13 protein-coding genes, 1 tRNA gene and 1 pseudogene are annotated in these 15,342 nt (G+C 42.0%); 13 read left to right on the forward strand and 2 right to left on the reverse strand.

What is annotated here, in order from left to right:
- On the reverse strand, positions 1 to 330 hold a 330-nt coding region (locus AC29Z1_RS04250), incomplete at its 3' end, for a P-II family nitrogen regulator (RefSeq protein ID WP_488270214.1).
- 41 nt (positions 331 to 371) lie between these two features.
- Positions 372 to 1,752 (reverse strand): annotated as a pseudogene (locus AC29Z1_RS04255) (ammonium transporter).
- 352 nt (positions 1,753 to 2,104) lie between these two features.
- Between AC29Z1_RS04255 and AC29Z1_RS04260 the strand changes: the two are divergent.
- The 13 genes from AC29Z1_RS04260 to asrC form a co-directional block, all read left to right on the forward strand.
- Positions 2,105 to 2,201 (forward strand) — tRNA-Sec (locus tag AC29Z1_RS04260).
- A 262-nt stretch (positions 2,202 to 2,463) separates the two neighbouring features.
- Positions 2,464 to 2,664: a hypothetical protein gene (locus AC29Z1_RS04265; RefSeq protein WP_488270215.1), complete on the forward strand. Its 201-nt coding sequence runs from the start codon at positions 2,464 to 2,466 to the stop codon at positions 2,662 to 2,664.
- 547 nt (positions 2,665 to 3,211) lie between these two features.
- Positions 3,212 to 5,494, forward strand: a complete 2,283-nt coding sequence (locus AC29Z1_RS04270) for a TolC family protein (protein ID WP_488270216.1) — start codon at positions 3,212 to 3,214, stop codon at positions 5,492 to 5,494.
- Positions 5,495 to 5,497: 3 nt separating this feature from the next.
- The gene (locus AC29Z1_RS04275) at positions 5,498 to 6,451 is read left to right on the forward strand and encodes an efflux RND transporter periplasmic adaptor subunit (protein ID WP_488270217.1); all 954 of its coding nucleotides are present in this window, start codon (positions 5,498 to 5,500) and stop codon (positions 6,449 to 6,451) included.
- A 17-nt stretch (positions 6,452 to 6,468) separates the two neighbouring features.
- The gene (locus AC29Z1_RS04280) at positions 6,469 to 7,875 is read left to right on the forward strand and encodes a TackOD1 domain-containing metal-binding protein (protein WP_488270218.1); all 1,407 of its coding nucleotides are present in this window, start codon (positions 6,469 to 6,471) and stop codon (positions 7,873 to 7,875) included.
- A gap of 9 nt (positions 7,876 to 7,884) precedes the next feature.
- On the forward strand, positions 7,885 to 9,183 hold the full coding sequence (locus AC29Z1_RS04285) for a glycosyltransferase family 2 protein (RefSeq protein WP_488270219.1): 1,299 nt from the start codon (positions 7,885 to 7,887) through the stop codon (positions 9,181 to 9,183).
- Positions 9,184 to 9,522: 339 nt separating this feature from the next.
- Positions 9,523 to 9,951, forward strand: coding sequence for a MarR family winged helix-turn-helix transcriptional regulator (locus AC29Z1_RS04290; protein WP_488270220.1), 429 nt, complete (start codon positions 9,523 to 9,525; stop codon positions 9,949 to 9,951).
- Positions 9,952 to 10,033: 82 nt separating this feature from the next.
- Positions 10,034 to 11,239, forward strand: a complete 1,206-nt coding sequence (locus tag AC29Z1_RS04295; protein ID WP_488270221.1) for an MFS transporter — start codon at positions 10,034 to 10,036, stop codon at positions 11,237 to 11,239.
- A 409-nt stretch (positions 11,240 to 11,648) separates the two neighbouring features.
- Positions 11,649 to 11,816, forward strand: a complete 168-nt coding sequence (locus AC29Z1_RS04300; protein WP_488270222.1) for a hypothetical protein — start codon at positions 11,649 to 11,651, stop codon at positions 11,814 to 11,816.
- Positions 11,817 to 12,064: 248 nt separating this feature from the next.
- Entirely contained in the window at positions 12,065 to 12,757 is a 693-nt protein-coding gene (locus tag AC29Z1_RS04305; RefSeq protein WP_488270223.1) for a Crp/Fnr family transcriptional regulator, read from the forward strand.
- Positions 12,758 to 12,880: 123 nt separating this feature from the next.
- Positions 12,881 to 13,900 (forward strand): anaerobic sulfite reductase subunit AsrA, encoded by a 1,020-nt coding sequence (gene asrA, locus AC29Z1_RS04310; RefSeq protein ID WP_488270224.1) that lies wholly within the window; start codon positions 12,881 to 12,883, stop codon positions 13,898 to 13,900.
- The gene (gene asrB / locus AC29Z1_RS04315) at positions 13,890 to 14,684 is read left to right on the forward strand and encodes an anaerobic sulfite reductase subunit AsrB (protein WP_488270225.1); all 795 of its coding nucleotides are present in this window, start codon (positions 13,890 to 13,892) and stop codon (positions 14,682 to 14,684) included. The genes asrA and asrB overlap by 11 nt, the downstream gene beginning before the upstream one ends.
- Positions 14,685 to 14,699: 15 nt before the next feature.
- The coding region (gene asrC / locus AC29Z1_RS04320; protein ID WP_488270226.1) for a sulfite reductase subunit C at positions 14,700 to 15,342 on the forward strand (643 nt) is incomplete at its 3' end.

Below are 15,342 nucleotides of genomic sequence, written 5' to 3' on the forward strand. Positions count from 1 at the left end.
GCCAATGCCGTTCGCATTCGTACTGGCATTGGCAATCGGATAGACAAAGACTTTGCCATCCCCAATTTTGCCGGTACGGCAAGCTGTTTTGACGGCCTCCAGAACGCGTTCAACTGGGACTTCGCAGACAACAATTTCAACTTTTACTTTGGGGACTAAGTTGATGCTGTATTCTTGTCCCCGATATACTTCAGTATGACCTTTAGTTAAGCCACAACCATAGACTTGTGTCACTGTCATACCAGTAACCCCAATTTTTCTGAGGGCTTCTTTCAATTCTTCTAACTTTTCCGGGCGGGTAACCACATCGATTTTAGTTATTGGTCGCATACTATTTCCTCCTTTTTCTCACCAGATACGGTAATTACAGTTTATGCCAGTGTTGTCTCTTTTACTATAATTTCTTTAGAAGCAACACTTACAGGAGAACCCAAGCCAACAGGTGATCCTGCCATAAAATCCTGATAAGCATAACCGCGCTCACCGTGTTCGGTGATGTCAAGGCCTTGAATTTCTTGCTCAGGGTTAACCCGGACTTGCATAAACATGCCGATAGCTTTTAGAATAACGAAGGTCATAATGGCAGCAAATGCCCAGCTAGCGCCTACACCGATAAGCTGGTTTACAACCAGACCAGGATTGCCGTAAAACAGACCGTCTGCACCGCCAGGGTTAACTGCCGTGGAAGCGAACAGGCCAGTGGCGATAGCACCCCAGGTACCACCAATACCATGTACACCAAAAGCGTCAAGAGAATCGTCATAACCCAATTTCGGTTTGATGATTGCGACTGCTAGGAAGCAGATAATGCCAGCTCCCAGTCCGATAATAACAGCCGGGATGAGGCTGACAAAGCCGGCAGCCGGAGTAATGGCAACAAGACCGGCAACACAGCCGGAGGCGGCTCCCAAAATGGTTGGTTTTCCATGATGAATCCATTCGGTTAATACCCAGGATACGGTAGCAGCCGCAGCAGCTACATGGGTAACGACAAAAGCACTTGCGGCAAGACTACTGGCAGATAAGGCACTGCCTGCATTGAACCCAAACCAACCGAACCAGAGCAATGAAGCGCCAATGACTGTCATTGGGAGGTGATGGGGCATCATAACTTCAGTACCATAGCCTTTACGTTTCCCAATCATTATGGCGATGACCAGGCCGGAAACACCAGAAACGATATGAACGACAGTACCGCCAGCAAAGTCAAGTGCACCCAGTTCGCGTATCCAGCCGCCTACGCCCCATACCCAATGGGCAATTGGGTCATAGACAAAAGTAGTCCAGAGTAAGGTAAACACGACAAAAGCGCCAAACTTCATGCGTTCTGCGAAAGCACCGGTAATTAAGGCAGCAGTAATGACAGCAAACATACCTTGAAAGGTCATAAAAGCTTGATGGGGAATGGTAGCGGCATAATCAGGATTAGCTTCTTGCCCAACACCGTTAAGTGTCTGGGCCGAAGGCTAACGAATAGCCGAACAGGGCCCATTGCACACTTACCAAACCGAGAACAAAAAAGCTTTGCATTATGGTACTTAAGGCATTTTTGGTTCTTACCATACCGCCATAGAATAAGGCCAACCCAGGAGTCATAAGCATAACAAGTGCAGCACATACAAGTACAAAGGCAGTATCACCAGCATCAATGGTAGCTGGTACGGCAGCCGTTTCGCCATCAGCAAAGGCTGCTGGTACGAAGGTAAGCGTGAATAGCATACATAAGATAAAGACAAACCATAATTTTTTCATTTACTATCCCTTCCTTTACATAATAGTATTTTTTCATACAAGCAAATGTATGGATAATGACATCCCCCCTTGCAGTAATCCAAAACAAAAGCGTCCTAAAAGCAGCAGCTTTCAGGACGCCATTGTCCGGAGTATAGACAGAAAAGCCTTCGCAATAAGTTTGCGAAGGCTTCGTTGCCTAAAATTGTTTAGTTGATGTTGTTACTATAGCAAAAAGACAACATTAATGTCAAGAGGGATTTTTATTTAAAAACAAATGTATTTTTAAATGGGGATTTTGGAAATTGATGTCTCTGTATAGTGAACCTTGAATAAAAGGTAGCCTCATGATATATTATATATAAAGTTATATGGGAGCGGATGGGGCCTGGTGGCTCCTGCAGTCTTCAAAACTGTTTGTTCGGCACTAACCTGTCGATGGTGGGTTCGATTCCTACACGCTCCCGCCAGTAGGAAAATAAGGATTTTTGCATAAGAGTCTACAACAAGATAGATGAAGTAACCCAGAAGAGACAGCCCAAAGAATCTAGGGCTGTTTTTGTTATGTGGTAGCATTGTTACGTCAGTTTAAATATTATAGGTAGATCAAATGCAGCATTAGATGGTTTGCCAAAAAATCTCCAGCTACCGGCAGTAAAATTTTTTGTAATTGCAGGAATTTTACAACTTTTTACCGAATAGTGGTAAAAACAGGTAAAGGAGATGGTTGTTATGAGTAACGTTGAGGCTGCTCCGGGTGCTATTTTGTATATGCAAACGAATCCAGATGAAGCAGTTATCCAAATGTTTGGTGACTATTACTACATTGAACGCCAGAAAAAGCCTGTTGGGTTAGGAAGAACTATTGAGAAAGCGAAGAATAAGTTAACGCAATTAAAGAAAAATCATATATTGGAGCAAATAAACTGGTGAGCACCCTTCAGGGTGCTTTTTCACGTCTACAGTGATATTAAAGGGATTCGCAGAGAGGCACAATGTCTTGTGGTTGAATTTACCTAATAATAGAGAAAAGGAAAATGTCGATTATTATCGAAGAATAATTATTGTCGAAAGGTGGTTCGCGCAAGCATTCTGTTTTTAATAACGTAAGAAGGAAAAGTCCTGAGCACGACTGGGGGGAATCAATGCCAAGCGACGAGAACGAGCTGCAGAACTAGTTCTTAAACTGCTACTTGCAGATGGGTATGCCAGAATAATGAATTGTCGGTAATTACGTTGCCTAAACCTCAGAAAAGAATTACGGATTGTGACTAATAAGGTCGCACTCTGTAATTGCTAATTGCCATTAGGAGAACTAAACACGAGTTTCTCCCCAAGAACGCTATTTCATCCGTTTAGAATGCAATAGCGTTCTTGGGGAAGCTTTTTTAAACCGCTAAGGAGAAACTAGTTTACTCACTTCAGAAAAGATACAAATGCATAAAAAAACTGATTTTGGAAAAACGGAGCACTAAACGAAATGTATGCCTATAAAAATATTTTAATACTGTTTGCGATAACCTTGTTTATATGTTTTGCGTCTCGTTCGTGTTTGGCCAAGGAAGAAACTCGCAATTTACCGGATTTGTCCGAACTGGAAACCATGATTGGCGAGGGCCCAGAAGTTTTGGCAGCCGAAATGATATTGGCTAGAGATACCGCTTGGTACAATGCCCAAAGCCAACGCGCTGGTGCCAAATATTTTCTTGGACTTAATTACGGATATAATAACGAGCCGGCAGCCGCAACCAGCATGGACCATGACAAATACAAACAGCTCAATGTAAGCGGCGGCATATCATTCCCGCTTTTGGGGACAAAGCGAAAAGGGGATATAGACAAGTATGAGGCTGAAATAAAGCAAATAAGATCTCAGTATAATGTCGATGTACTGCGTCTTAATCATCTTGTCGCTCTCCGGAAGGCTTATACCCTTGTTTGGACTGCACAGCAGAAAATCGAGTTTTGCCAAAGGTTTCTTGCGACAGAAAAAGAAACTGATGAAATCCTTATGAACAGGCAAAAACAGGGGCTTATTTTGCCTGCAGACAGAATGCAGTTAATGGCTATTTATGCTGATGTCAGAAGTGATTTAGCCTTTTCCGAATTACTTTTAGAACGCGGCATGAATGTTATACGTCTTGTTACAAACAGGCAGTGGAATGATGCTGTTAGCCTGTCATACCCGACGTTGCCGGTTTCTCAAAATCCGGTTTTTGATATAACAAAGCATCCTACATACATAATGAATAAAAAACTAATAAAAACATATGAAGAAATAGTCAGTCATAGTCGTCACATAGACCGAGAGGCTGATTTAACAATAGGTGCTGCTGGCTCTAAAGATTATCCCGGTTCTGACGGTAAGGGAGTATATGTTGCCTTTACCATGAAAGAACCAATAAAAGGAGTTTTAGATAAGGATAACTATGCCTTCGATGCATTTGAAAAGGATGTTGCACAGGCTAAACAAGCCATGCAAGTGGATATCCTGAGACTTGAAGGCGATGTTTCCCAAATTTGGGCGCAAAAAAAATATCTTGCTACAAACATTAGGGCAAAAGAAGCTCATGTTATGGTAGAAGCAGAGGGTATAAGGGAAAACATGCTTAAACGGATGATGCTGCCGGGAGATACGTTTGAACAAATTCAGTATAAAAAAAACCAATACTATCGGACTGTGATGGAGATGCTGGATGAAGAGGCCGCTCTTATACAGGCGGAGGTAGATTTGCTGTCTTATCTTTACCCGGGAGGAACTAAAGAGGAACCTTCCGAAAGAACCTGTCCCTCTGATGTGAACGATAAAGTTAGGGCAAAACTGCTTTCGCCCGAGTGGTTGGGGGGAAATCTGCCGGAAAGTATGTTTGGCACATTCGATTTTATACAACAGACACGTTTTTCTGAAACCGAAAAACAGCAGCAAATAGTACGGCCAGCAATACTAACCAATGAAGAAAGAAGCAAGCAGGAACCGGTAGGAAGTGTCGAAACGCCAGCTTTTGCTGACACTGTATACGTATGGAATGCTAGGCCGTTTTTAGATACATCTTTAAGAAACGAAGAATTCCGTGCGTTGCAGTCTTACGGTTTTACATCCGTGCTGCTTTCATTAAACAGCCAAGAAATCAGACGTATTGCTAATGGCGAGCTAAAATCCGAACTGATTGGACTGCTTGAATCAGCCGAAGAACATGATATAAGCATTCAACTTTTATTGGGAGATCCGTCATGGTGTGAAAGCGCAGGTCGCAAAGACTTGGTCACACTGTTAAGACAATTGAAAGGATATAAATTTGCTGGTATTCACCTTGATATAGAACCTGATCAACTACCAGAAAGCGAAGGGCGCAGACAGGAGCTTATAAAAGGACTATTTGAAACAGTCCGTGCCGTGCGCGGTGTCTCTGAGTTACCTGTTTCGCTATCCATTCATCCAAGGTATTTAGAGGGCGAGCTTAGGGCCATCGTTGATAAGGAACTTACTAAAGGGCTTGTAAAAGAAATAACGATAATGCTGTATTCGACCGATACCGAAATAATAACTGATAGAATAAGGGACATGCGTTTGAACCAAGACCTATGCGATTTTGCGCTTGCCCAAAGCGTGGAACATGCGCTTGATGCTACTCAAAGCTATGCAAAGTCCGGATGGAAGAATTTTACGGCAGCTATGGCAATCATTAAGTCAAATGCCGAGGAAATGGGAATAAAACATGTAGTAGTACAATCCTGGGAAGATTTCAGGAAGGACATGAACTAGACCATGAAAGTATCATTTAAAAGTGCTAAGGAAACAAATCATACGGCAGAAAATAATGTAAACATAATATATACGGCCAGTAAGCGTAAGTTTCCCAAAATGCGTTGGTATCTGCTGTTGTTTGTGATATTTATTCCTTTTATTTCTCTGGTTGGCAAGGTGATATACGAAGTTGTATATATCAGTTCACCGGGTATTATTACCGCAGACAAGAAAATAGTGAATTTCCACGAAAACGGCATAGTGGAAAAGGTCTTTGTAAAAAGCGGCGATGAGGTTGTAAAAGGTACTGTGCTGCTTACAATAAAAAGAAACAACACCAATGCCAAACAGCAAATTGCCGTCCTTGAGGGAGATGCGGCAACAGACAGTGAGACGTCAGCTGTTCTTGCTCAAAATGTCGCGTATTGCGAAGAAATTCTGGCTAAGACAAAGTGGCTTTATGAAAGAAATTCCGCAACCATGGCAGATGTAAATCACGCCCATAACCAGCTGATGCAGGCAAAACAAGCTGCGGCTGAATTGAGAGGACGCAAAAATGTTAGTGCCTTGAAAAAATATGTTGATGAAACATTCGAAATAAAGGCTGGAAGCGACGGAAGAATTGACCATGTCAATGTTGCGGCAGGACAGAACTTTGCGGCAGGTGAGCCGCTTGCCATAATAGCGGAAGATCAGAAACCGTATGTAATAACATATATTGCTCCTCAGGATTATGCGAAGGTAAACATGGGAAAAGTTGTAAAGGTAAAAATTTTGGGCTCAGGCAGAACCTGCGAAGCTATAGTTGAAAAGTCTCCTGTTCAGGCTTCCGCTGTTCCCAACGGTATTTCGGATACCTTCTATCCAATTACTATGAAGGGGGTACAAGTTCGGCTGAACTTTACAGAACCGCTGACAGAAACAGAAAACATTGACGGCTTGCCGGTCAAAGTGGAATGGGGTTTCAACTTTTAACAGACGAGGTATTGGCAATGGAACAGTTTAACATAGTAAGATTGGCATTAAACCCAGACTACGCCGCAGCAAATACGGATTACAGAGAATGTATTGACATAGAAAGTATCCTCGGACAGACACACAATGCTGTTCTGCTAATAGATGTAGCAGGTGCCGAGAATGCGGCTCAAAGCGTTTTTGACGTAGTTCAAAAGATAAGATGTTCTAGTCATGATTATTTGATGCCGGTTTTTCTGACAGCAGAGGTGCCGGGTACAGAAGCTTACATCGACGGTTGTGCACTAAGTACCGCAGAAATGCTGGCAATAGCAGAAAAAATCAAAGAAACAATAAAAATTGTTGATGTGATTAAAAACGGGCAAGAATTAGGATTACGATTTCTTACTTATGTCTATTCACGTAAAGATACGAAACCGCATATTGTTCCTACGGTGTGCGTAGCCAATAAAAATCTTTACGAATATGAAGCAGTCCGCCTGTTTATCGATGCGGGAAGTTATGATTCTGACAGCTTGGTTTTTATTAACAAGCTGCGTGATAAAAAGCTGATTGTTAATGAACAACTTATTGACAGAATCAGGGTTTGTCCTTATTGCAGCAGCGGACACATAAACTATGTTGATTTCTGCCCGGTTTGCGACAGTATAGACTTTGAGCAAAAGAAAATGCTGCATTGTTTTACCTGTGGCAATGTTGCACCTGAAGAAGAATATCGCAATGCCATGGCACTTATCTGCCCGAAATGCAACGCGCGGTTGCGTCATATTGGCAGCGATTATGACCGACCTTTGGAATCCTATGTATGCAACAAATGTTTTGAATTGTTTATAGACCCGGTTGTGGCTGCGGTCTGCTTTGACTGCGGCAAAAAAATAGCAACAGACAATCTGATAACTAAACAGATTTACTCAATGATGCTGAGTGATGCCGGGGAAGCTGCCGTGATTCGGGGCAGAATCGATTTGGGTGTTGATATTTTTAATCAGTCCAGACATCTGGACATGAATTATTTCTGTCACTTTTTGGGTTGGATGGTGAATTTAAGACGGCGATATAGTGATGAAATATTTTCACTTGTGTGTATCCGTATCGACAAATTGTATGAATCTGAAAATTATTTGGGAATCATGCAACTGGAAAAGACCTTTGACGAGCTGGGCGCGCGCATAAGAGATATGTTGAGAGATACAGATCTTACAACCAATTCGGGAACCAATGTTTTTTGGATACTCTTGCCTAGAACCCCGTTGTCCGGTGGAGAAATTCTGACAGCAAGGCTGAAAGGATTAGAAAAACTCGTTAACTCTGACAATAGAAGATATATCTCTATCGCAGCGAAATGCTTTGATATTTTTGACGACGTAAAGGATGAAAGGAAAATAACCGAGCAGCTATTGAAAGAGTACGAAAAGAGTTTTTAGGGGAATGTAATGTTTGAGATTATGTTACTTCAGCCGAATAGTAATAGCCAGATGATTTCCAGTATGCTTACGCTGGCGCCATTTATTATTTTCTTTGAATTGCCGTGGACTCTATTTGTTGTTTTAGGTATGTTCAAGTATAAGAAGGATTGGCAGCAGGAAAGATACGAACCGTACTATCCTTCGGTCAGCTGTATTGTTTGTTGCTATAGTGAGGGTAAACATGTCATCAGAACCATAAAATCTCTTTTAGAACAGATTTATCCCGGTAAAATGGAAATTATCATTGTTGTAGACGGAGCAAAGGATAATCAAGATACACTGATTGCCGCCAAGTCCATGATGGAAATGGTGAAGAAATATCCCAACAGAACCATGAAAATTTTACCTAAATGGGTGCGCGGTGGGCTGGTTTCCGGCGCGAATCTTGGCATGAGGAATGCAACCGGTGAAATAATTATCCGCGTAGACGGCGATTCCTCGTTTGATAATAATATGGTTGAAAGAGCTGCCAGGCATTTTAAAGATCCCAGTGTTGTTGGCGTTAGCGGAAATCTGCGTGTACGCAATGCTGACAAAACCATATGGACCAAGCTTCAGTCGATTGAATATTTTTTAGGAATTACTTCGTCTAAAACCGCTTTGAGTGCTTTTAATATGGTAAACAATATTTCGGGGGCTTTTGGGATTTTTCGCAAATCCATTATTCAACAGGTGCAAGGCTGGGACGCGGGTACGGCGGAAGACCTCGATATAACGCTGCGCATCAAGGGGCATTTTACCAGCGATATGAATTACAGAATTGTTTTTGACCATGAATCCGTGTGTCATACTGATGTTCCGGAAACGTTACATCAGTACTTAAGGCAGCGTATGCGCTGGGAAGGCGACTATTATTATGTTGTATCAAAACATCTGTATACCCTGCGTCCGAAATATCTTGGCTGGCCCAATTTTATTGGTGCCATTATTAGAATGATTACCAATCTTGTGCTGCCGCCGATGAATTTTCTTTTTTTAATAGTGCTTTTTGCCTTTTATCCTATTACCTACAGTATCGCTCTTTTGCTTGTGGTCTATATGTTTTACTTAGTACTGAATACTGCGCTGTATATCCTTGCTGTAGTACTTTTTTCCGAACGTCCGGAAGAAGATTGGCCGAGAATCATTTATCTGCCGCTGATGCCGTTTTTTATGCTCTTAGGCAGATTGAATGCTTTTTTGGCAAACATCTGGGAAGTTGTGGGCAGCGGACATAAAGACTCCAGCATGGCGCCGTGGTGGGTATTGAGAAAGACAAAATTTTGATTCTTAACCGCCCAATTAATGATTATTCATGGGTTCATGGGACAGTGGTATTGTCTAAGGCAAGTCTATCAGACAGTACCATCGTCCCCGCGTTGGCCCATGAGCACCCTTCGGGGTGTTTCTTTATGTTTGAATAGATATGGTGAAGGAATATTTGCGAAATAACGGTTTTGTACTTACGCGAATAGGCTTTGTGCTGAAAACATACTATAGGTTTGTCAGTAGGAATTGCTAAACGGTGCGCCCGTCGCTGCATAGTCTGCGGCTAACTTGTTTTGTTGTTTATTCAATAGGTTTGTGATAAAATATATAGCATGCTATCTAATGAAGGTGGGAAGCATGGAAAATGCAAATGCGACCGTAAGAATGATTTGTCAGCTTGCAAACTCTTTAATTAAATACCACAACCAAAAAGCAGATTCTTTTGGACTAACTTCGGTACAGATCGATGTGATTGTCTTTTTATTAAAGCATCGTGAATGTGAGGAAATCAATCAATTGGATGTGCAGAACCATCTGATGCTTTCCAATCCGACGGTTACAGGTATCCTGCGTCGTTTGGAGGCAAGAGGGTTTATCAGGCGGGGCAAGAGCGCTCGCGATGCCCGGTATAATTGTTTGCACCTGACAGATAAGGCCATTGCTTTGGCAGAGGTGCTGGAGTCTAATGGTTTAATGGCGGAAAAACAGTTATTGAAGGGGATGAGCAGGCAGGAGCGGGAACAGTTCACTCGCTTGCTTATGTTGGCGCAAAACAATATGAAATGAGTTCTCGGTGTACAAGCAGACTATGTGGGAAAAAGTGAGATCAGTTTGAGACATGTATGTAACTGAAAGCGGGGGTAGGAATGTGAGAAGATCGCAATTATGGTCGAAAGAGTTTGTTATTATATTTACATCAACTTTTTTTATTGCTTTGACGTTTTATTTGTTAATGACGACAATGTCACTCTACACGATAAAAAACTTTAATGCTTCGCAAAGTCAGGCAGGGCTTGCCTCTGGTATATTTGTGATTGGTTGTCTTATTTCGCGTTTACTGTCAGGAAAATATATAGAGCTTATTGGTCGTAAAAAAATGCTGCATGGGAGTTTGATTTTGTTTTTAATGGCTATGTTAGCATACTTTCCCATCAAGAACTTAGTGTTGTTGCTGGGGGTTCGTTTTATGCATGGCGCGGCTTTTGGTGTTGCCACCACAGTGATGCCGACAGTGATTACCGATATTATTCCGATGGAACGACGGGGAGAGGGAATAAGCTACTTTTCATTAAGTCCAGCGTTAGCGATGGCCATTGGCCCTTTCTTAGGACTTTTTATTATGCAGTATGCTGATTTTACTATGATTTTTGGCGTTTGTACGGTCTTTGCTGTAATGAGTATTATTATAACGCTGTTTGCCCGGATACCTGAATCGAAGGTACCCAAAGAACAGCAAGCCATGCATGGATTTAAGTGGGAATACTATTTTGAGAAAAGCGCAATTCGGATTTCTTTGGTTATGCTTCTAATGGGGATGGCTTACTCGGGTATTTTGTCCTTTTTAAATTCTTATGCAATAGAAATTCATTTAACATCGGCGGCCAGTTTCTTTTTTATTATTTATGCGGTACTGATTTTAATTTCACGGCCATTTACCGGCAGATTGTTGGATGTTAAAGGCGATAATATTGTCATGTATCCTGCTTTGCTGATATTTGCGCTTGGCCTGGTATTGCTTAGTCAAGCCGGGAGTGGTGTGATTCTCTTACTGTCAGGCGCGTTGGTCGGTCTCGGGTTTGGTACGCTAATGTCTTGTGGACAAGCGATTGCCACTAAAGCAGCAGCACAACATCGCCTTGGACTTGCTACTGCAACATTTTTCTTTTGTTTAGACCTAGGAGTAGGCTTTGGTCCTTACTTACTAGGAAATATAATACCGATTGTTGGTTTTCGCGGTATGTATATGACACTGGCTGTCCTAGTATTTTGCTCTATGATTTTATACTACTTTGTTCACGGGAAGAATGTATCAACAAGTAATCGGCTTTCTTATGAAAGCGAAACGAGTTTATAATCATATTTGCGCAGAGTAAAGGTGAAGAAATTATTCATCAATAGTTTTATGTATGATATCAAGCTATCTGGAAGGAGAAGGAGATATGGCAGTTGCAAATGCACGAAGTGCGGCAAAGTGTTTAATACAGAGAGTGCAATCTTGAAAGCGATAGGTGATGGTGCTTATTTAGAATGTTGTCCCAAATGCGGGAGCACGGCTGTATATTATGTGGATGATTTTCCGAATGCCGAGGATAGATTATGGGATAGATAGTAAGAAATGGGGCATTAATCGAGTTTGCCTAGAGTACGGAAGCCGAATTGAAATTTAAAGCTAGGTATAGATTTTATTTTTCAGAATCCATAGATGGAAAAATAATGATTTGTACTTGCATATGGTATATACTTACATTATTAGGAGGTGTGTAATGAACGAGTGGCTTTTATCGAGTATGATAAAATGGTTTTTGATAATTATCTTGGTGACTAACATCGCATCCGGCATTATGAACGGTTTTGATTGGCTTCGTAGCATCACGATTGTTGCGATTATTATTGCGCTCGGCATCGAATGGTGCGTGAAGGGCAGGCGCTAGTGGTAGTAGTGAGATTGAAGGCTTAATGAAAGTATATTGTTGAATCGTATTAATCTAGCTTTCATTGAGGTATATTTAGTATAACCAAATTTTCCCATTGTAATATAATCGTATATAGCCTGGATGAAGGTATGTGTAGTAGGTTTCGGCTAAAATTTGTTGAATATCATCTCCTGATAGAGATACTTGGAGGAATCGGCCCTGCGGACTTTTTAAAAAGAAGACAGGAATAAAGTACTGGTGATGATATGAATATAAGCGTAAAGGAAGCCGTGGCGCTTGTGGAGGTTTTTCAACAGGTGTCGCCTCATTCGGTTAGTCTGTTATCATCCTGTGGTACGCTGCGTCATTTGGCTAAAGGGGAACATTTATTTTTTGATAAAGAACCGGTGGAAATGATATATTGTGTTATCAGCGGCCTTGTCACTCTTTATACTGTTGATGTCCAGGGAGAGAAAAAGGTCATCTTTCTATTAGATAAAGGTAAACTCATTAATGAGGTTGTGCTACAACAGCTTCCGGCCTCTATTAATTGCGAAGCGTTTGAAGAGGCGCAAATTTTGTGTTTTGACAGACTGGACTTTCTGCGGATTATGGAACAGGATTTTGTCCTTACCAAACGTGTGCTGGACTCGTTTGCCCTGAAAGTACGGCGGCTTTATCGTCAATTGAAAAATACTCCCAACTCAGTGCGTGGTGATAAACGCATTGCCGCCAAACTCTGGAAGCTATCTAGAGATTATGGTGTTTCTTGCGAAGACGGAACAAGCATTATTATGGATTTAAGTATTACTTATCTTGCGGAGATGCTAGGTTCAAGGCGTGAAACTGTTTCGCGTCAGTTAAAAGGCTTGGCCAAGCAAGGCTTAATTAAGCTCCATGATGGTCAAATCATGATACCTGATCGTGATAGACTTTCAGAATATGTTAAACGACCGTGATGTTAGTCACGGTCATTTTTTTTGGCGCGAGATACAATTAGGTTGTTAAAAAAAGCACGAGGAAACGTAATTATCATGATTCCATACTACATCTTACATCAATAAACGGAAAGAGGTGTAAACATGGGTTATTGCTTAGAACAAGAAGAATTTAATCAAATATTGCAGGAATGGTCTAAAAAATATCTTGTCTATGCTCCCAAATTGTTTAAGGGTGGTGGTGCTTTCTCCGATACTGACCGAGTTCGTTACGGAGAAATTCGAACCGTGGACGAAATTGATTTTGTAACAAAATCAGAGTTTTCGTTTAAAGAAGTTCTGTTGCCATTGTCTCAAACCTTGTTTTTCTTTACTGAAGATGAGGTAAAAGAAGCTGATCCTCCCAAAAAGGGGGCGATTATCTTTTTACGTAGCTGTGATTTGCATGCAGTGAAGCGGCTTGATGCCATATATCTGGAAAATGGGGTTGAAGATTACTATTATAAGCGACTTAGGGACAAAGTAAAGTTTATTTTAATTGGCTGTCGACATTCGTTTGACAATTGTTTTTGTGTGGATATGGGAACCAACCGATCCGATAGTTATGATGCTTATCTGGAAATAAAGAACGGAAAGGTTTATGTGGATAATCAGCATCCCGCTTGGGAGGCGGCATTTACTGCGCATAGTGCGCAACCAGTAGAGGTAACACCAGCATATGTAACCGAAACTGCAACCCGTGTTCATATTCCGGAAGACCTAACGCTGGATGTCATGCATGCCAGCATGTGGGAAGAGTATGACAACCGTTGCATCAAATGCGGACGTTGCAATTTTGTCTGTCCTACCTGCACTTGTTTTACCATGCAGGATATCTTCTATACTGACAACGGCAATGTGGGAGAGCGGCGCCGGGTATGGGCATCCTGTATGGTGGACGGATTTACGGATGTGGCGGGCGGCGGTGCTTATCGCCAAAAAAATGGTCAGCGAATGCGGTTTAAGGTGCTCCACAAAGTATATGATTACAAAAAACGTAACGGCTATCATATGTGTGTAGGCTGCGGGCGCTGTGATGATATTTGCCCAGAGTATATTTCTTTTTCCCATTCAGTAAATAAACTGGCAGATGCTATCAAGGAGGTGGCCGCTCATGCCGGCTAATGAGTATCTTCCTTTTCGTTCTGAGATTAAGGAGGTTATCAAGCATACCGATATTGAATACACCTTCCGCCTTACGTATCGGGGAGAGGTCAAACCAGGACAGTTTTTTGAAGTTTCTATCCCTAAGTATGGTGAAGCTCCCATTTCTGTCAGCGGTATTGGCGATGGCACGGTGGATTTGACTATTCGCCGAGTGGGGAAGGTTACCAATGAGATCTTTGAGCGCTATGTTGGCGATACACTGTTTATGCGTGGCCCATATGGCAACGGCTTTGATATCGAATTTTACCAAGGAAAAGAACTGGTAGTCATTGCTGGCGGAACCGGACTTTCGCCAGTAAGAGGGGTTGTGGATTATTTTTGCCGCCATATGGAACAAACCAAAGGTATGACATTGATTGCCGGCTTTAAGACACCGAAAGATATTTTATTTCTCGAAGATTTCGGTCGTTGGAAGCAAAAGATGGAGGTCATTTTAACGGTTGACTGTGTAGAGAATGATACTAGCTGCCAAATCGGTTTGGTCACTAAGTATATTCCTGAGTTGAAACTGAACAATGTCGATGAGGCAGTGGCCATTGTGGTTGGTCCACCCATGATGATGAAATTTACTACCCAGGGACTATTGCAACGAGGTTTCCGGGCAGAAAACATTTGGATTTCGCATGAACGCAAAATGTGCTGCGGTATAGGTAAATGCGGACACTGTAAAATTGATGATACCTATGTTTGCCTGGAAGGACCGGTATTTAACTATGTGAAAGGCTGTCAACTGCTTGATTAGCAGGGAGGGATACGAATGGATATCAATACTAAAAAGCTAAAGAAAAATGCCTTTCGGGTGACAAAGCACAGAGGATTAACGGCAGCGAGGGTGCGTATTCCGGGAGGATATCTGGAGGCAAAATATTTAGCAATTATCCAAAATATTGCAGAAACGTATGGTAACGGCATTGTCAATATTACAACTCGGCAAGGTTTTGAACTTCCAGGGATCAAATTTGCCGATATGCCGAAAGTAAAAGAAATGCTCCAGCCTATTATCGAGGGATTGGATATTAACCAGGAGGCTCCTCAGACCGGTTATACTGCTTCAGGTACCAGAAATGTTACAGCTTGCATCGGAAATAATGTATGTCCGTATGCTTGCTATAACACTACGGCGTTTGCTAAACGGATTGAAAAAGCCATTTTCCCCAACGACCTGCATGTTAAAGTGGCGCTGACGGGTTGTCCAAATGATTGTGCAAAAGTACGAATGCATGATTTTGGGATTATGGGGATGACTCTGCCTCATTATGATATGGACTGCTGTGTTAGCTGCGGGGCCTGTGTGAAGGCTTGTACCAAAAAGTCGGTAAGCGCACTGACGACAGTAAATTACAAAGTTGTGCGTGACGCGAAGAAATGTATCGGGTGCGGTGTATGTGTGCTGAGTTGCC

It is taken from the genome of Sporomusa sp. (assembly GCF_057736855.1).

Coding starts and splice junctions, on each gene's coding strand:
- AC29Z1_RS04265 (WP_488270215.1), top strand. CDS start 2,464: ATGAGTAACGTTGAGGCTGCTCCGGGTGCTATTTTGTATATGCAAACG.
- AC29Z1_RS04270 (WP_488270216.1), top strand. CDS start 3,212: ATGTATGCCTATAAAAATATTTTAATACTGTTTGCGATAACCTTGTTT.
- AC29Z1_RS04275 (WP_488270217.1), top strand. CDS start 5,498: ATGAAAGTATCATTTAAAAGTGCTAAGGAAACAAATCATACGGCAGAA.
- AC29Z1_RS04280 (WP_488270218.1), top strand. CDS start 6,469: ATGGAACAGTTTAACATAGTAAGATTGGCATTAAACCCAGACTACGCC.
- AC29Z1_RS04285 (WP_488270219.1), top strand. CDS start 7,885: ATGTTTGAGATTATGTTACTTCAGCCGAATAGTAATAGCCAGATGATT.
- AC29Z1_RS04290 (WP_488270220.1), top strand. CDS start 9,523: ATGGAAAATGCAAATGCGACCGTAAGAATGATTTGTCAGCTTGCAAAC.
- AC29Z1_RS04300 (WP_488270222.1), top strand. CDS start 11,649: ATGAACGAGTGGCTTTTATCGAGTATGATAAAATGGTTTTTGATAATT.
- AC29Z1_RS04305 (WP_488270223.1), top strand. CDS start 12,065: ATGAATATAAGCGTAAAGGAAGCCGTGGCGCTTGTGGAGGTTTTTCAA.
- asrA (WP_488270224.1), top strand. CDS start 12,881: ATGGGTTATTGCTTAGAACAAGAAGAATTTAATCAAATATTGCAGGAA.
- asrB (WP_488270225.1), top strand. CDS start 13,890: ATGCCGGCTAATGAGTATCTTCCTTTTCGTTCTGAGATTAAGGAGGTT.